Origin of the sequence: Sphingomonas arantia, from assembly GCF_042682045.1 — a bacterium.
In the GTDB taxonomy this organism is placed as follows: Bacteria; Pseudomonadota; Alphaproteobacteria; order Sphingomonadales; family Sphingomonadaceae; genus Sphingomonas_R; species Sphingomonas_R arantia.
This window is the reverse complement of record NZ_JBHUGS010000001.1, coordinates 1-15,024: the sequence shown is the minus strand read 5'-3', so window position 1 is coordinate 15,024 and position 15,024 is coordinate 1. Positions and strand designations below refer to the sequence as shown.

The following is a 15,024-nucleotide window of genomic DNA, read 5'->3' as shown; positions in this document are numbered from 1 at the left end:
CCGGGGGTGCGTGCGCGCCCGGCCTGGCTGCCCATGACGGCGCTCGCCACGCTGGCGGTCTGGGTGCCGGCATTGTGTTTGGCGGTGTCCTTGCTGCTCGCATCTGTCACCGGGTGCGCGGCCAATGAGGCTGGCACGGTCGTTTGCATGCGCGCCGGGATCGACATTGCGGTGCCGATCTCGATGCTCGGGATCATGGGGTGGGCGATGCTGCCGATGATCCCGTTCATGGCGGGGTCGGTGCTGTTCTGGGTGGGGTATGTCTTGATCGTCGTGGGGCGGTGGGGGTTTTCGCGCTTGCGGCGGGGGTAGGGTTTCTCCCCTCGCCTGAGTGAGCGGGGAGGCGGCGGTGTCTCGGCTGCGCCCGACAGGGCCCTCGACTTCGCTCTCGATGGGCGGAGTTTGAATGTCTGGAACGTGCCGATCGTTCCGGCTGCGACCGGCGTTGAAGGCGCTCTGCTCCAGATGTATGTTCGTAGCGAACACGGAGCGGTCGTCATGGCGGATGCGGGCAGGCAGGTCTGGTTTCGGGCGAAGTCGTTTGGCTATGGCGCGGGAATGCCGGTGGCCTGGCAGGGTTGGGCCTTGCTGGTCGGGAGCGTCGGGGCGTTGGTTGCCGTGCGGCACTGGTTGCACGGCGCAGTCGAGGCTGGGGCCTTTGTCGGCATATTGGCGGTGATGGTGGTGCTGGCGGCGCGACATACCGAGGGTGGGGCTTGGCGCTGGCGGTGGGGCTCGTAGGGGCTTCTGCTTTCCGTTGAGGTAGCGCTTGGGGTGCTGTTGCACCCACCCCCAACCCCCTCCCTTGAAAGGGAGGGGGCTTTTGTTGTGACCGCTTTCTTGGGTCTTCCCGGACTTGATCCGGGGATCTCGCTTCTTTTTGCTGCCTTCGAAGGTCAGTGCTTCTGCCACCCATTCCGGATCGAGTCCGGGATGCGGTCAGTGCCCCCCCTACCGCTCACTCCCCAGCACGAAGTCGCGCAAGGCGCGGGCGTCGTGGAGGGCGTTGTGGGGGACCTTGCTGTTGCGCGCGGTCGAGAAGCCGGGGGTGCGGAGATATTCGAAGCGGAGGCCGGGCAAGTCGACGACGTCGGTTTCCGCAGTCATCAGCAGGCGGCAGAACAGTGCGATGTCCTCCGGCCAGTCGGCGACGATGACGGGGTCGCGGTCCGCGCGGAGATAGTTGGCGATGTCGTGCGCGGCGGCGATGCGGTCGAGTTCTGTGTGGAGCATCGGCGGCACGCTGCGCAGATAGGGGACGACGTGGCGCGCGACCCAGTCGTGGAGCTGGTCGGGGAGCGGCAGGACGACGTAATAGTCGTCGTCGCCATGTTCGGCGGCCAGGCCGACGCTCATCAGTTCGCCGCCGAAGCCGTTGAATTCGGTATCAAGAAAATAGCGCATGTCAGCCGCGGCGCGGACGGGGGACGCGCGACGGATCGGGCGCGACGTCGCCGAGCGCCTCGTCGAGGAGCTTGGCCAGACGGAGACCGCCGAGCGCGACCTGGCGGCGGGCGAGCGGGATTTCGCGGGCGATCGCCTCGTTCGACAATGTCGGGCGGCCGGCCGGTTGCGGGCCGCAGCCGTCGCCGCCGAGCAGATCGGCATAGGCGGTGTGCGACGCCTGCCAGCTTTCGCGCGACCAGTCGGCCACGCTGCCCGCGGCGGCGGCGGGGCGATCGGCGGCCGGGATTTCGGACAGCACGCCAAGCGCCCCGCCGGGGGGCGTCGATATCGCGCGATCGGCGAGCAGCCCGTCCCACACGGTGTGCAGGTTCCGGCGGCCCGCCATGATGCCGTAGTTCGCGGGCTGATCGTTGCCGCCGCGATCGGAGCGGTCGCCGGCGTGGAGCGGCTGGTGCAGATCGCCTACGAAGTGGACGAGGAAGGCGAGCGCCTCGATCCGGTCGACCGTCGGCAGTTTCGTGTCGTGGAGCATGCGGGCGGCGCGCTCGATCTGCGCGGAGACGCAGTTGCCGTCGGCGCAGGGGGTCTTGATGTCGAACGGCTTGCAGATGTCGACGTTCTGATAGTGCCAGCTATAGGCGTAGCTGAACCGGTCGCCGAGCGGCTTGACGCAATCGGGCCAGACGCTGGCATCCTCGATCGAGCGGATCGGGCAGGTCGGGGTGCGGAGTTGCGGCGATTGCGCGATCAGCCGGCGGATCGCGGCGCGGGTCTTGGGGCTCACCTCCGCCATCGCGATCGTGGCGATGGCCTGGTGGCCATATTCCCACCAGGCGGCGGCGGGGCCGGCGGTGAAGAGGGCGATAAAGGCCAGTAACGGCGCGGCGATGCGGAGGGGGCGAATCATGGCTTTCCGCTACGCCCGTCGTGTGACGAAAGCGAGCGAGCGTTCAGGGGGCGAATACCAGGATCAAAAAGACCGCGAACATCGACAGGTGGACGGTGCCCTCCAGGATCGTCGTGCGCGTGCCGGAGAAGGTGAGGGTGCTGAGCACCAGCGTGATGGCGAGCAGCACCATGTTGGCTGACGACAGCCCGAGCACGACCGACTGGCCGGTCAGTACGCCGATCAGCAGCACGGCCGGCACGGTGAGGCCGAGCGTGGAGGCGGCGGCACCCAGGCACAGGTTGATCGCGCGGGTCAGCTGGTTGGCGTGGACCGCGCGGAGGGCGGAGATCGCCTCCGGCGTGAACACGATCATGGCGATGACGACACCGCTCAGTGCGGCCGGTGCGCCGAGTGCGGCGATGCCGGCGTCGAGGAGCTTGGCGAGGCTCTTCGACAGGATGACGATCGGCAGGATGTTGGCGAGCAGCAGGATGACGTGGCGGCCGGTGGTGGATTTCGACGTCGTGGCGTCGGCGTGCGGCATCGGGGTGGCGGGGGCGTCGGCGCCCTCGGCGGGTGGTAGGGGGGACTCGGTGCCGCTGGTGACGGGGCGGAAGAAGCTGCGGTGGCGGCCGGTCTGGAGCCAGAGAAAGACGCCGTAGAGAGCCACGGTGAGCAGCGAGAACAGCCCGGACTGCGCGGTGGACAGCGTGCCGCGGACGGTGGTGGTGGTGAAATTGGGGAGGACGAGCGCGATCATCGCCAGCGGGATGGTGATCGCGAGATAGGCGCTGGCACCCTGGAGGTTGTAGCTTTGCTGGTGATGGCGGAGGCCGCCGATCAGGAGGCCGAGCCCGACGACGCCGTTGAGCACGATCATCAGCACCGCGAACATCGTGTCGCGGCCGAGGGTCGGGACGTCCTTCGACCCGAGCATGACGGCGGCGATCAGCGCGACCTCGATGATCACGATCGACAGGGTGAGGATGAGCGTGCCGAACGGTTCGCCGAGCGCCTCGGCCAGCTCCTCCGCCTCGTGCACCACGCCGAACGCGGACCAGAAGATGATGCCGAGCAGCCATGCGAAGAGCAGCCCGGCGAGCGCGGGGCCGAGTGCGGCGGGGTCGATCGTGGGGGCGAGGAGGGCCGCGGCGACGGTCGCCCATGCGGCGGGGAGGCGTAGGGTGGAGAGCTTCATGCGGGCAAGGGTAGCGGCAGGGGGGCGGTGGGTCGAGGGTGGGGGTGGCTCCCTCCACCCATCGGGGGGAGGGCTGGGGTGGGGGGGTTTTCTGGGTGGGGCGGTCGGGGGAGTTCGCTGCTGGTGCCGGATCGGGTCGTTGGTGAGGCTCGCTCACCCCAAGCCAAGCCCCCCACCCCGACCCTCCCCCCGGTGGGGGGAGGGAGTTAGGTCGCTTCACTCGTCGCCGTAGATCGCGACTTCGGGCGCAGCGTCGTGGGTGGCGATGGCGCGGTACATGCCGGGGGTGTTGAACGCCCAGCCGCCGGAGCCGTCCGGGCCGACGACGATGACGCCACCCTTGCCGCCGAGTTCGCCGAGTTCGTCGATGATGGTGTCCGCCGCGTCCTCGATCGTGGTGCCGGACAACCGGACACGGGCGGCGATTTCGGCCGCGACGCCTAGCCGGATGAAATATTCGCCTGCGCCGGTGCAGGAGACCGCGGCGGCGCGGTCGTCGGCATAGGTGCCGGCACCGATCAGCGGGGAGTCGCCGATGCGACCCCATTTCTTGGCGGTGAGCCCGCCGGTCGAGGTCGCGGCGGCGACATGGCCCTCGCCGTCGACCGCGACCGCGCCGACCGTGCCGTATTTCATGCCGATGTCGAACGCGCCGTCAGGGTTGGCGAGCATCTCGTCGAGCTGGCGGCGACGTTCGGGGGTGGCGAACCAGGTTTGGTCGGCCTGATCGAGGCCCTGTTCCTGGCCGAAGGTGTCGGCCCCGCGGCCGGCGAGCAGGACGTGCGGGCTGCGCTCCATCACCGCGCGGGCGAGCGAAACCGGGTTGCGCGTGGTGGTGAGCCCGGCGGCGGCCCCGGCGCGGCGATCGCGGCCGTCCATGATCGCGGCGTCGCATTCGATCGTGCCGTCCGCGGTGAAGACCGATCCGCGGCCGGCGTTGAAGGCCGGATCGTCCTCCAGCACGCGGATCGCGGCCTCGACCGCGTCGAGTGCGGAACCTGCGGAGGCGAGGATGCGGCTGCCGGCGAGGAGGGCGGCGTGGAGCCCTTCGCGGCCGGCGGCGTCGGCCTCAGGCGAGAGCGTGTCGCGGGTCATCGAGCCGGAGCCGCCGTGCAGGACGAGCGTCCAGCGGGGGGTGGTGGGAGTCATGGTGCGGGGCTCCGGTTGGTTCTTATTAGCCCCTCTCCTTTAGGGGAGGGGTTGGGGTGGGGGCTACCTCTTCATCGTCGCAAGGTCGTGGGTAAGGTGCTGTTGCCCCCACCCCAACCCCTCCCCTGAGGGAGAGGGGCTGATGGGATCGCGGTTCGGTGTGTCTGATACGGTGCGTGTGGGGTGCTGTTGCACCCACCCCCAACCCCCTCCCTTGAAAGGGAGGGGGCTTTGCTTGGGCTTTCGCCTGCCCTCCGCTATATGAGGGTCACACCAACCATCCGGGAAAACCCATGTCCCTCCGTCCGTGGCGCGATATCGTCCGTCGTCCGTCCCGCCAGATCATGGTGGGGAAAGTCCCCGTCGGGGGCGATGCGCCGGTGTCGGTGCAGACCATGACCAACACGCCGACCACCGACGTGCGCGCCACCGTGGACCAGATCCGGCGGTGCGAGGAGGTGGGCGTCGACATCGTGCGCGTGTCGGTTCCCGACGTGGAGTCGGCGGTCGCGCTGAAGCAGATCGTGCGGGCGGCCAAGGTGCCGATCGTGGCGGACATCCATTTCCACTATAAACGTGCGCTGGAGGCGGCGGATGCGGGTGCTGCGTGCCTGCGGATCAACCCCGGCAATATCGGGTCGAGCGCGCGCGTGGCCGAGGTCGTGCGGGCGGCGAAGGCGAATGGCTGTTCGATTCGGATCGGCGTGAACGGCGGCAGCCTGGAGCGGCATCTGCTCGAGAAATATGGCGAGCCGTGCCCGGACGCGCTGGTCGAGAGCGCGATGGACCATATCAAGCTGCTGCAGGACCATGATTTTCATGAATACAAGGTCGCGGTGAAGGCGTCCGACCTGTTCCTGGCGGTGGCGGCGTATCAGCAGCTGGCCGAACAGGTCGATTGCCCGCTGCATCTGGGCATCACCGAGGCGGGTGGACTGATCGGCGGGACGGTGAAGTCGTCGATCGGGATGGGATCGCTGCTGTGGTTCGGGATCGGCGATACGATCCGCGTCTCGCTGTCGGCCGAGCCCGAGGAGGAAGTGCGGGTCGGTTACGAGATACTGAAGGCGCTCGGCATTCGGACACGCGGCGTGCGCGTGGTGTCGTGCCCGTCCTGCGCACGGCAGGGCTTCGACGTGATCCGCACGGTCGAGGCGCTGGAGGCGCGGCTGAGCCATATCGCGACGCCGCTGTCGCTGTCGGTGCTGGGCTGCGTCGTGAACGGCCCGGGCGAGGCGCGCGAGACGGACATCGGCCTGACCGGCGGCGGTGCGGGCAAGCACATGGTGTATCTGTCGGGCATCACCGACCACACGGTGCAGGACGAGGGCATGGTCGACCATATCGTCCGGCTGGTCGAGGCCAAGGCGGCCGAGATCGAGGCGGCGGAAGCGGCGGCGGAGCTGGCCGCGGAGGCCTTGGCCGCGCAGACGGTGGTGGTGCAGGCGGCGGAGTAGCGCGCACTGCGGTTGTGAGTGGCCGGATATCCTGCGGGCTTGGCCTGGGTCCGGGCAGCTTGGAATGGATTGCGATCCGTCTCCAGAGTGACGTCCGGTCGAAGGTGAGGGCGGGATCGGTGCCCGTGCTCGGCAGAACGAGGAGGACGGCATGCCGGACGTGACGATCAGGCGGGTGGAACCGGGTGACGTGGAGGCGGTGCTGGCGCTGATCGTGGCGCTGGCGGTGTATGAGCGGGAGCCGGATGCGGTGCGGGCGACCGTGGCGTCTTTGCGCGAGACCCTGTTTGGCGAGGGCGCGTAGGTGTTTGCGCATGTCGCGGTGCTGGACGGGGCGGTGGTGGGGGTCGCCTTGTGGTTCCAGACCTATTCGACGTGGACGGGGCGGCCGAGCCTGTATCTGGAGGATCTGTTCGTGGCGGACGTGGCGCGCGGGACCGGGGCGGGCAAGGCGTTGTTCCGGGCGCTGGCGCGGGAGGCCGTGCGGCGCGATTGTGCGCGGATCGACTGGGCGGTGCTGGACTGGAACGAGACCGCGGCGGGGTTTTACGAGGCGATCGGGGCGCGGCCTTCGACCGGGTGGCAGCCTTGGCGGATCGAGGGCGCGGCACTGGAGCGGTTGGCGGCGGGGTAGTTTTTGGTTCTGGGATGCGTGCCCCGCCCGCAACACACATCCGTACCCCCGCGTAGGCGGGGGCCAGCTCCACGCTCAGACCTGGATCCCCGCCTGCGCGGGGATACGCGAGAGTGGTGAACGCACTCGATGCGGCGCCGCCAACTCTACCTTAACCGTTCCCCGGCGGAGGCCGGGGCCTCGACGCAACCGCTGCGCCCAGGCCCCGGCCTTCGCCGGGGAACGACATCGTCGCTCTACTTGTCCAAGCCGCTAGATAGGGCAGCGGCCCGCACCGCGTGACCATCAATGGCCCGGATCGCATCTGCCGGGCCGAGGCGTATGCCAGGACGGGGCGTTGGATCGGTTCAGGCCCCGCGGCTCGGGCGCAACATAGAAAAGGGGCGGTGCATCGTTGGATGCACCGCCCCTTCTCGTTTGGGTTCAGGCGGCGACGTCGCCGGTGTCGTCGATCTCCGCGCGGGGGCGGCGGCGGCGGCGGGGCTTGTCTTCGGTCGCGCCGGCATCGGCGGTGACCGGTTCGGGGCGGGGGGCGGGCTCCGCGGCGGCCGGGGTGGAGAGGAAGGCAGGCGGCAGCGCGAGCTGGTCGATCCGTTCGTCCGTCTCGGTCGCGGCCGCGGCGCGGGTGCGCGGGCGACCGCGGCGCGGGGCTTCGGCGGTGGCCTCTTCCGGTGCGGCCATCGGCGCCGGCGCGGGCGCGGCCTCGACCGGCGGCATCAGGTCCGGCTGCGCCACATCCGACGCGGGGCGGCGGGTGCGCAGGCGGCGGGGGGCCGCTTCGCCGGTCTCGCCGGACGGCTGGGCGGCGTGCTGCATCGGCTGGGGGGCCGGCTGCGACGCGGCGAGCGGCGAGGCGACGGGGCCGCGATCGGACGACGGGCGCGTGGAGGTGCGGTCCGCGCCATCCTGCTGGTCGCGGTCGGTGGGGCCTTCGGCGCGGCCCTCGGCACGGATCGTGCGGTAGGTCTGGCCTTCGTTGCCGCGTTCCTGACCGTCGTCGCGCTGGCGCGGGCCGCGGTCCTGGCGCTGACCGTCCTGCTGGCCGTCGCGGCGCGGGCGGTCCTGGCGATCCTGACGGTCGCCGCGGTCGGGGCGGGGGCCCCGATCCTGGGCGTAGCCGTTCTGGTCCTGGCCGTCGGCCTGCTGGCGGTCCTGGCGGGGGCCGCGATCCTGATAGCCCTGCTGGTTACCCTGACCGTTGCCGTCGCGGTTGCGATCCTGGCGGTCGTTGCCGCGGTCCTGGCCGTTGCCGTTGCGCTGGTAGCCCTGGCCGTCGCCGCGGTTGCGGTCCTGGCCCTGCTGGCCGCCATTCTGGCCACGATCTTGGCCGTTCTGGCCGCGGTCCTGGCGGTCCTGATAACGCGGCTGCTGGTCCGGGCGCGGATCGTCGAAGCTGTCGGTGATGTCGCCTTCGCCGTCGTCGGCGTAGTCATCGTCTTGGTAGCTGTTGGCGCCCTGCGGCTCGCCCTGGGGGCGGCGCTGTTCGTCCATGCGCGCGCGGGTATCGGCCAGCACGCGGAAATAATGGTCGGCGAACTGGAGATAATATTCGGTCATGACGCGGTCGCTGGCCATCTGCGCGTCGCGGGCCAGCGCCTTGTACTTTTCGAGCAGCTGCGCTGCGTTGCCGCGCGCGCGATTGTCGATCCGGTTGCCCTGTTCGGGCCGACCGGTCCCCCCGCCACTGCCGCTGCCCTGGGGACGCACACCGTTGCGGCCACGGCCACGGCGGCCGTTCTGGCGATTGTTGATCAAGTCGCTGTCCTTGTCGTACGTGGGATGTTTCTCACCACTTCGTCATGCCGGGCCCATCCCGTGGAGTGTGCCGGCACCGTCCGGAGCAGTGATGCGATCCGGTGACCGCAGACGCTTCGGCCCTTCGCCTGTCCGCGCCCCGGACAGAGGCGACGGTGCAGATAGGGGTGGTGGCGACCATGTCCGGGCGTCATCCGCCGCTGGAACCTGATCCCCGTACAACCTCTAGGCAGGTCCGAAGCCGATTCCAAGCGGAATTACGGGGGTGCGGGCGGAATTCGGGTTCGGTGGGGATGTGACCTTACGGCTTTGCGGGCGTGGCGACGATGCAGCGGTCGCGGCCGGCGAGGTCGCGGCGGACGGTGGTGGCGAGGCCGTGGGCCTGGAACAGCGCGGTCACGGCGGCGCCTTGCGTTGCGCCGATCTCGACCGCGGCCATGCCGCCGGGGGCGATCTGTCGCGCGAGCAGCGGGGCGAGCGCGCGGTAGTCGTCGAGGCCGTCGGCGCCGGCGAACAGTGCGGCGTGCGGCTCGTGGTCGATCACGTCGGGGGCGAGCGGTTCGGCGGTGCCGATGTAGGGCGGGTTGCAGAGGACGAGGTCGTAGGCGTCGCCGGTGCCGTGCCAGCCGCCGGCAACGATACGCGTGCGGGGGGCGAGACCGAGGCGGTCGGCGTTGGCCTGCGCCTGGGCGAGGGCGGCGGGGCTGGCGTCGATGCCGGTGCCGGTGGCGTTCGGCCATTCAGTCAGCGCGGCGAGCAGGAGCGCGCCGGAGCCGGTGCCAAGGTCGAGGATCGTCCGCGGGCCTTGCGTGCCGAAATGGTCGAGCGCGGCCTCGATCAGGGTTTCGCTGTCGGGGCGCGGGATCAGGACGCCGGGGGCGACGGTGAGGTCGATGCTCCAGAAGCCGCGCGTGCCGGTGATGTAGGCGATCGGCTCGCTGGCGAGGCGGCGGGCGAGGAGGGGGGGGAAGGTGTCCGGGGTGGGGGCGTCGAGGTGGGTGAGGAGGAGCTGGTCGCGGGTGGTGTTCAGGGCGTGTGCCATGAGGAGTTCGGCGTCGAGGCGGGGGGTGGTGCTGTTTTTTAGGAGGGCGGTAGCTTCGGCGAGCGCTGACCGGACTCCCTCCCCCCCACGGGGGGAGGGGTNCCCCCCCCCCCCCCCCCCCCCCCCCTGTTCTTGGTGGGACGGTCGCCGCCAGCCGCAGCCCCCCACCCAACCCTCCCCCCGTGGGGGGGAGGGCTTTGTTGCGTTTCCGCGGCGAGACCATCGTTTGTGGCCCCCCCTCTCCCAACCCTCTCCCCGTTGGGGAGAGGGCTTTTTGCTTCGTCCTCAGCCATCGAGCGCGGCCAGTCTTGCCGCTTCGTCCTCGGCGATCAGGGCGCCGATCAGTTCGTCCATATGGCCTTCGAGGATTTCGGGGAGGCGGTGGAGGGTGAGGTTGATGCGGTGGTCGGTGACGCGGCCCTGCGGGAAATTATAGGTGCGGATCCGTTCGGAGCGGTCGCCGCTGCCGACCATCGAGCGGCGGGCGCCGGCGCGGGCGCTGTCGACCTTTTCGCGTTCGAGGTCGTAGAGGCGCGAGCGCAGGACGCGGAGCGCCTTGGCCTTGTTCTTGTGCTGCGACTTCTCGTCCTGCTGGATCACCACCAGCCCACTCGGCAGGTGGGTGATGCGGACCGCGCTGTCGGTGGTGTTGACCGATTGCCCGCCGGGGCCGGACGAGCGGTAGACGTCGATCCGCAGGTCCTTCTCGTCGATCTGGACGTCGACCTCCTCCGCCTCCGGCAGCACCGCGACGGTCGCGGCGGATGTGTGGATGCGGCCGCCGGATTCGGTGACGGGCACGCGCTGGACGCGGTGGACGCCCGATTCGAACTTCAGCCGGGCAAACACGCCGGCGCCGGTGACGGAGGCCACGACCTCCTTGTAGCCGCCCATGTCGGCGGCCGAGGCGGACATCAGCTCGACGCGCCAGCCGCGGTCCTCGGCATGGCGCTGGTACATGCGGAACAGGTCGCCCGCGAACAAGGCGGCCTCGTCCCCGCCGGTGCCGGCGCGGATTTCGAGGATGGCGGAGCGTTCGTCGGCAGCATCGCGTGGCAACAGGCTGAGCGCGAGCGCGCGTTCGGCGGGGGGGAGCGCGGCCTGGACCTCGGTCAGCTCCTCGGCCGCCATCTGGCGCATGTCCTCGTCCGCGTCGCGCGTCATCTCGGTCAGGCTGTCGACCGCGGCGCGCAGTTCGCGGACCTTTGTCGCGGCCTGCGCCACCGGTTCGATCTCGGCATAATCCTTCGACAGCTGGACGAACTGTTCGGCAGGCAGGTCCGCCTTGGTCATCATCGCGGACAGCTCGTCGCGCCGCGCCTCGATCTGGCGGATGCGGTCGGGGGTGATGGTGGTCATGCGGTGGGGGGTTCCGGTGGTCTGTCTGGCGGCGAACGCGTGAGTTGGTCGGGTGTGCCCCGGCGGAGGCCGGGGCCTAGGTGAAGCGGTGGCGTCTAGGCCCCGGCCTTCGCCGGGGAACTGTCAATGGAAGAGTATGCGTTGGCGTGTCGAGTGCGTTCGCCGCCCTCGCGTATCCCCGCGCAGGCGGGGATCCAGGTCTGAGCGTGGAGCTGGACCCCCGCCTGCGCGGGGGTACGGACCTGGGTCGACATTACTCGTTCGAGCCAGTGGCCAAGAATGGAAAATCGGGGCGGAACGCCGCTATGACGATCTCTCGAACTTCGTCCTGCTTGGCAGCATTGGTCTCAAAATAGGAGAGGTGCGTGCCGCCCGCTTGTTCGGGGCTTCCGCGAACGATGATGGCCCCGTTCAGGCCGCGTTTGCGGGCAAGCTCGACCTGTCGCCTGGCATTCCCGCGATAGGCATTGTCGACGATCACGCCCTGGTTGCGAAGCCGTGTCGTCACACGGGCAGCGTCGTCCGCGAGTTCCGGCCGATCGGGAATGACGGCCAACGCGATTCCGGGCGTAGCAGGCGCGTCGATCAGCATCCCCAACCGCTCGATCCCCGCGGCCCAGCCGACCGCGGGGGTGTGCGGGCCGCCGAGCGTCTCGATCAGGCCGTCGTAGCGGCCGCCGGCGAGGACAGTGCCCTGCGCGCCGAGCCGGTCCGTGACGAATTCGAACGCGGTGTGACGGTAGTAATCGAGCCCGCGGACGAGGCGGGCGTTGCGGGTCCAGGCGAGGCCGGACGCCTCGAGCCCGTGGGTGACGGCCTCGAAGAACGCGCCGGCCTCCGCCGACATATAGTCGTCTATGCCGGGAGCGGCGTCGGCGATCGGGCGGTCGCGCGGGTCCTTGCTGTCGAGGATACGCATCGGGTTCTTGGCGAGCCGGACGAGGCTGTCCTCCGACAGGTCGCCGCGGTGCGCCTCGAAATGCGCGACCAGTGCGGCGCGCCAGGCATCGCGCGTGGCGGCATCCCCCAGCGTGTTGAGTTGCAGCGTGACGCCGTCCGCGATCTTCAGTTCGCGGAGGAGCTGGTCCGCGAAGCTCAGCAGCTCGACGTCGGCGGCGGGTTCGGCGGCGCCGATGATCTCTGCATCGACCTGGTGGAACTGGCGGAAGCGGCCCTTTTGCGGGCGTTCGTAGCGGAACACCGGGCCGTGGACCGCGGCCTTCAATGGGGCATGCTGCTGCCAGCCCTCGGTCAGGTAGGCGCGCGCCAGGCCGGCGGTGAATTCGGGGCGGAGAGTCAGCGATTCGCCGCCGCGATCGTCGAACGAATACATCTCCTTCGACACGACGTCGGTCGTCTCGCCCAGCGAGCGCGCGAAGACGGCGGTCGATTCGAAGACCGGGATCTCGACCCGGCGGAACCCGTAGAGCCGGCGGACGCGGTCGAACATGTCGACGACGTGGTGGAAACGGTCCGCGGTCTCGCCCAGCATGTCCTGGGTGCCGCGGATCGGGCGGGGTGTGGCGATCTTGGTCATGGTCGGTCCGCGTCCTAGAACGGATCGGGGGAACGGGGAACCATTTGTGCGCCGCTGGCCAGAGTCGTACGACCGGCGGGTTCGTTTCCTACAATCCGTTCCGGATACCAGATGACTGGTGCAGAAAGCAGTTAAATGGTGCTTGAGCGTAGACGGGGGCCGCGATACTCCCCTGCCCATGAACATCGAATATATCCCGATCGGCGATGATCCGCCGCACAGCCTCAACGTCATCATCGAGGTGCCCGTTGGGGGTGAGCCGGTGAAGTACGAGTTCGACAAGAAGTCGGGCGCGCTGTTCGTCGATCGCATCCTGCACACGCCGATGCGCTATCCGGCGAACTACGGCTTCGTGCCGCACACGCTGTCGCCCGACGGCGATCCGCTCGACGCGCTGGTGGTGGCCCGTTCGCCGTTCATCCCGGGTTCGGTGGTGCGCGTGCGGCCGATCGCGGTGCTGAAGCTGGAGGACGAGGCCGGCGGCGACGAGAAGCTGCTGACCGTGCCGGTGGACGCGACGTTCCCCTACTACAGCAAGATCACCGAAAGCTCGGACATGCCCGAGATCGTGATGCAGCAGATCGAGCACTTCTTCACCCACTACAAGGATTTGGAGAAGAAGAAGTGGGTCCGCGTCGGCCAGTGGGGCGACACGGCGGAGGCCAAGCGGATCATCGTCGAGGCGATCGAAGCGGCCAAGGAAGCCAAGGCGAAGGGCGAGAATCCCGGGTCGCAGCTGCAGGGCGATCGGCCGATCAAGGAATAGTATTCCGACACCAGGCCCCATCCTGCCCTGCGCCGCGGACGGCGATCGGGGCAGGATGGGTGCGGGCTAGCTGCCGGACGTCAGCTTCAGCCCGCCGATGCACAGCACCACGCCCAGCACGAGTGCGATCCGCACGGGCGTGACCGGTTCCCCGAACCAGACCATGCCGACGATCACGGTGCCGAGCGCGCCGATGCCGCCCCAGACGGCGTAGGCGGTGCCCATTGGGATGGTGCGCGCCGCGACCTCCAGCAATGTCATCGACAACGCGACCGACACGAGGAAGCCGAGCGTCCAGGGCAGGTTGCGGAACCCGTCGACGAACCGCAGGCAGGTGGTGAAACCCACCTCCCCCAGTCCGCCAAGCAGCAGCAGGCCCCAGGCGATCATTCCGGCGGCAACGGGCGCGGGCGGTGATTCTCGTCGAGCGCGACGAAGGTGAAGACGCCTTCGGTGACCTTTACCTCGCGCCGGCCGCGGTCGCGGCTGGCGACGACCTCGATCCGGATCGACATCGACGTGCGGCCGCGGCGTTCGACCTTGGCATAGACCGAGATGACGTCGAGCAGCAGGATCGGCTGGAGAAACGCCATCGCGTCGATCGCGACCGTCGCGACCGCGCCGTCGGCGGTGCGGCCCGCGACGATCCCGGCGGCGATGTCCATCTGGCTGAGCACCCAGCCGCCGAAGATGTGACCGTTGGCGTTGATGTCGCCCGGGCGGGGGACGACGCGCAGGACGGGCTCGTCGGTGCGGGTTTCGACGGTTGCGGCGATCGGTGTGTCGGTCATGATTCGTCCTCGTGGATGGCGGCATCGGCATCGTGGCCGCTGCCGGAACTCAGGAAGGCCAGCCCCATCAGCGCCGCACCGAGCAGCACGACGCCGCCGACTCCGGCAATGGTCGAGATGACCAGCGCGATGGTGAACGGCGCGCCGGCGCTGTGCAGGTAGAACAGCGCAGCGGCTATCGCGACGGCGGCGGCCAGCAGCATCCAGCGCATCAGCCGGCGATACCGCCCCCAGGCGAAGGCGGCATAGTCCGGATCGGAAAGCCGGTTGCGTGGATCGTCCATGGGCTTGGTTCCGCCGGTGGCACGGATGCGTGCAGACTGTGGCCTTATCGCGTGTGCGGGCGCATCATCAACCCGTGGACGCGGACAATGCCGCGCCGGACAGGGGAGGATGCGGAGATGACGATCGCGCGGATGATGCGGGGGCGGGATGGCGACGTGGTTGCGGTACAGGTCGATACGACCGTGCGCGCGGTGGTTGCCCTCCTGGCCGAGCGCCGGATCGGGGCGGTGCCGGTGATGGACGGGGAGCGCGTGGTCGGGATTCTGTCCGAACGCGACCTTGTCCATTGCCTGGCGGCGGAGGGCGCGGCGGTGATCGACCGGACCGCCGAGTCGGTGATGACCGCGCCGCCGATCACCGTAACGGGCGACATGCCGGTGCTCGCCGCGCTGTCGCTGATGACCCGCCGCCGGATCCGCCACCTGCCGGTGATGGAGGGGGAGCGCATGGTCGGCTTCGTCTCGATCGGCGACCTGGTGAAACACCGCATCGACGGCATCGAGGCGGAAGCCGCGGCGCTGCGGGATTACATCACCGCTGGGTAGGGGAGCGTCCACCCTTAACAGTTCCCCGGCGCAGGCCGGGGCCTAGGTGAAGCGGCTGCGTCTAGACCCCGGCCTACGCCGGGGAACTGACCTGTGAAGGGGCGGCGAGCGACTCAGGTTTCGCCGTGATTCGCCTACCTCCAAGACCAACCCCTAGCCCTCGACGACCCTCGCAAACCTCCGGAAACAGGCCATTCAGGCCACTTCCGT

The 15,024-nt window shown here is 69.4% G+C and carries 18 protein-coding genes; 7 read left to right on the top strand and 11 right to left on the bottom strand.

Annotated elements, in window-relative coordinates; all coding sequences use genetic code 11:
- Window positions 1-33: 33 nt before the first annotated feature.
- Window positions 34-312, top strand: a complete 279-nt coding sequence (locus ACFSGX_RS00090) for a hypothetical protein (protein WP_380926522.1) — start codon at window positions 34-36, stop codon at window positions 310-312.
- A 90-nt stretch (window positions 313-402) separates the two neighbouring features.
- Window positions 403-741, top strand: coding sequence for a hypothetical protein (locus ACFSGX_RS00085; RefSeq protein WP_380926520.1), 339 nt, complete (start codon window positions 403-405; stop codon window positions 739-741).
- A gap of 210 nt (window positions 742-951) precedes the next feature.
- Here the strand turns inward: ACFSGX_RS00085 and ACFSGX_RS00080 are convergent, their stop codons facing one another.
- The 4 genes from ACFSGX_RS00080 to ACFSGX_RS00065 all read right to left on the bottom strand — a co-directional run bounded on the left by ACFSGX_RS00080 (window position 952) and on the right by ACFSGX_RS00065 (window position 4,643).
- Window positions 952-1,404, bottom strand: a complete 453-nt coding sequence (locus ACFSGX_RS00080; RefSeq protein ID WP_157176550.1) for a hypothetical protein — start codon at window positions 1,402-1,404, stop codon at window positions 952-954.
- A gap of 1 nt (window position 1,405) precedes the next feature.
- Window positions 1,406-2,314, bottom strand: a complete 909-nt coding sequence (locus ACFSGX_RS00075; RefSeq protein WP_380926518.1) for a S1/P1 nuclease — start codon at window positions 2,312-2,314, stop codon at window positions 1,406-1,408.
- Between the two features lie 43 nt (window positions 2,315-2,357).
- The gene (locus tag ACFSGX_RS00070; RefSeq protein ID WP_380926516.1) at window positions 2,358-3,494 is read right to left on the bottom strand and encodes a calcium:cation antiporter; all 1,137 of its coding nucleotides are present in this window, start codon (window positions 3,492-3,494) and stop codon (window positions 2,358-2,360) included.
- A 216-nt stretch (window positions 3,495-3,710) separates the two neighbouring features.
- Window positions 3,711-4,643 (bottom strand): isoaspartyl peptidase/L-asparaginase family protein, encoded by a 933-nt coding sequence (locus tag ACFSGX_RS00065; protein ID WP_380926515.1) that lies wholly within the window; start codon window positions 4,641-4,643, stop codon window positions 3,711-3,713.
- A gap of 293 nt (window positions 4,644-4,936) precedes the next feature.
- Between ACFSGX_RS00065 and ispG the strand changes: the two genes are divergently transcribed.
- The 3 genes from ispG (at window position 4,937) to ACFSGX_RS00050 (ending at window position 6,734) form a co-directional block, all read left to right on the top strand.
- On the top strand, window positions 4,937-6,100 hold the full coding sequence (ispG, locus tag ACFSGX_RS00060; protein WP_380926513.1) for a flavodoxin-dependent (E)-4-hydroxy-3-methylbut-2-enyl-diphosphate synthase: 1,164 nt from the start codon (window positions 4,937-4,939) through the stop codon (window positions 6,098-6,100).
- A 151-nt stretch (window positions 6,101-6,251) separates the two neighbouring features.
- A complete protein-coding gene (locus tag ACFSGX_RS00055) occupies window positions 6,252-6,404 on the top strand; it encodes a GNAT family protein (RefSeq protein WP_380926512.1) in 153 nt (50 codons plus the stop codon).
- Window positions 6,405-6,734 (top strand): GNAT family N-acetyltransferase, encoded by a 330-nt coding sequence (locus tag ACFSGX_RS00050; protein ID WP_380926511.1) that lies wholly within the window; start codon window positions 6,405-6,407, stop codon window positions 6,732-6,734. It begins immediately after the preceding gene.
- 423 nt (window positions 6,735-7,157) lie between these two features.
- Here ACFSGX_RS00050 and ACFSGX_RS00045 read toward each other — a convergent pair whose 3' ends face one another.
- The 4 genes from ACFSGX_RS00045 to hisS all read right to left on the bottom strand — a co-directional run bounded on the left by ACFSGX_RS00045 (window position 7,158) and on the right by hisS (window position 12,427).
- Window positions 7,158-8,489 carry a DUF4167 domain-containing protein gene (locus ACFSGX_RS00045; protein ID WP_380926509.1) on the bottom strand — a complete coding sequence of 444 codons (1,332 nt, stop codon included), beginning with the start codon at window positions 8,487-8,489 and terminating at the stop codon, window positions 7,158-7,160.
- 301 nt (window positions 8,490-8,790) lie between these two features.
- Window positions 8,791-9,699 (bottom strand): peptide chain release factor N(5)-glutamine methyltransferase, encoded by a 909-nt coding sequence (prmC, locus tag ACFSGX_RS00040; protein WP_380926507.1) that lies wholly within the window; start codon window positions 9,697-9,699, stop codon window positions 8,791-8,793.
- Between the two features lie 117 nt (window positions 9,700-9,816).
- On the bottom strand, window positions 9,817-10,890 hold the full coding sequence (gene prfA, locus ACFSGX_RS00035) for a peptide chain release factor 1 (RefSeq protein WP_157176543.1): 1,074 nt from the start codon (window positions 10,888-10,890) through the stop codon (window positions 9,817-9,819).
- Between the two features lie 253 nt (window positions 10,891-11,143).
- Complete coding sequence (gene hisS / locus ACFSGX_RS00030) at window positions 11,144-12,427, bottom strand: histidine--tRNA ligase (RefSeq protein WP_380926504.1); 1,284 nt, start codon at window positions 12,425-12,427, stop codon at window positions 11,144-11,146.
- Window positions 12,428-12,605: 178 nt separating this feature from the next.
- Here hisS and ppa point away from each other — a divergent pair, with 178 nt between their 5' ends.
- A complete protein-coding gene (gene ppa / locus ACFSGX_RS00025; RefSeq protein WP_076068080.1) occupies window positions 12,606-13,193 on the top strand; it encodes an inorganic diphosphatase in 588 nt (195 codons plus the stop codon).
- A gap of 66 nt (window positions 13,194-13,259) precedes the next feature.
- On the opposite strand, the gene ACFSGX_RS00020 is transcribed toward ppa, so the two are convergent.
- Genes ACFSGX_RS00020 through ACFSGX_RS00010 form a run of 3 tightly spaced genes read right to left on the bottom strand, consistent with a single transcriptional unit; the run spans window position 13,260 to window position 14,268 of the window.
- Window positions 13,260-13,583 (bottom strand): DMT family transporter, encoded by a 324-nt coding sequence (locus ACFSGX_RS00020; RefSeq protein ID WP_221237549.1) that lies wholly within the window; start codon window positions 13,581-13,583, stop codon window positions 13,260-13,262.
- Window positions 13,580-13,984: an acyl-CoA thioesterase gene (locus ACFSGX_RS00015; protein ID WP_380926502.1), complete on the bottom strand. Its 405-nt coding sequence runs from the start codon at window positions 13,982-13,984 to the stop codon at window positions 13,580-13,582. The genes ACFSGX_RS00020 and ACFSGX_RS00015 overlap by 4 nt, the downstream gene beginning before the upstream one ends.
- Window positions 13,981-14,268, bottom strand: a complete 288-nt coding sequence (locus ACFSGX_RS00010; protein WP_380926501.1) for a hypothetical protein — start codon at window positions 14,266-14,268, stop codon at window positions 13,981-13,983. The genes ACFSGX_RS00015 and ACFSGX_RS00010 overlap by 4 nt, the downstream gene beginning before the upstream one ends.
- 117 nt (window positions 14,269-14,385) lie before the next feature.
- Between ACFSGX_RS00010 and ACFSGX_RS00005 the strand changes: the two genes are divergently transcribed.
- The gene (locus tag ACFSGX_RS00005; protein WP_380928169.1) at window positions 14,386-14,814 is read left to right on the top strand and encodes a CBS domain-containing protein; all 429 of its coding nucleotides are present in this window, start codon (window positions 14,386-14,388) and stop codon (window positions 14,812-14,814) included.
- Window positions 14,815-15,024: the final 210 nt, after the last annotated feature.

Bases quoted from the DNA above. Each gene is read 5' to 3' on its own strand.
- ACFSGX_RS00005 (WP_380928169.1), top strand. From the start codon at position 14,386: ATGACGATCGCGCGGATGATGCGGGGGCGGGATGGCGACGTGGTTGCG.
- ACFSGX_RS00080 (WP_157176550.1), bottom strand. From the start codon at position 1,404: ATGCGCTATTTTCTTGATACCGAATTCAACGGCTTCGGCGGCGAACTG.
- ACFSGX_RS00075 (WP_380926518.1), bottom strand. From the start codon at position 2,314: ATGATTCGCCCCCTCCGCATCGCCGCGCCGTTACTGGCCTTTATCGCC.
- ACFSGX_RS00070 (WP_380926516.1), bottom strand. From the start codon at position 3,494: ATGAAGCTCTCCACCCTACGCCTCCCCGCCGCATGGGCGACCGTCGCC.
- ppa (WP_076068080.1), top strand. From the start codon at position 12,606: ATGAACATCGAATATATCCCGATCGGCGATGATCCGCCGCACAGCCTC.
- ACFSGX_RS00090 (WP_380926522.1), top strand. From the start codon at position 34: ATGACGGCGCTCGCCACGCTGGCGGTCTGGGTGCCGGCATTGTGTTTG.
- ACFSGX_RS00055 (WP_380926512.1), top strand. From the start codon at position 6,252: ATGCCGGACGTGACGATCAGGCGGGTGGAACCGGGTGACGTGGAGGCG.
- ACFSGX_RS00010 (WP_380926501.1), bottom strand. From the start codon at position 14,268: ATGGACGATCCACGCAACCGGCTTTCCGATCCGGACTATGCCGCCTTC.
- ACFSGX_RS00065 (WP_380926515.1), bottom strand. From the start codon at position 4,643: ATGACTCCCACCACCCCCCGCTGGACGCTCGTCCTGCACGGCGGCTCC.
- ACFSGX_RS00015 (WP_380926502.1), bottom strand. From the start codon at position 13,984: ATGACCGACACACCGATCGCCGCAACCGTCGAAACCCGCACCGACGAG.
- prfA (WP_157176543.1), bottom strand. From the start codon at position 10,890: ATGACCACCATCACCCCCGACCGCATCCGCCAGATCGAGGCGCGGCGC.
- ACFSGX_RS00020 (WP_221237549.1), bottom strand. From the start codon at position 13,583: ATGATCGCCTGGGGCCTGCTGCTGCTTGGCGGACTGGGGGAGGTGGGT.
- hisS (WP_380926504.1), bottom strand. From the start codon at position 12,427: ATGACCAAGATCGCCACACCCCGCCCGATCCGCGGCACCCAGGACATG.
- ispG (WP_380926513.1), top strand. From the start codon at position 4,937: ATGTCCCTCCGTCCGTGGCGCGATATCGTCCGTCGTCCGTCCCGCCAG.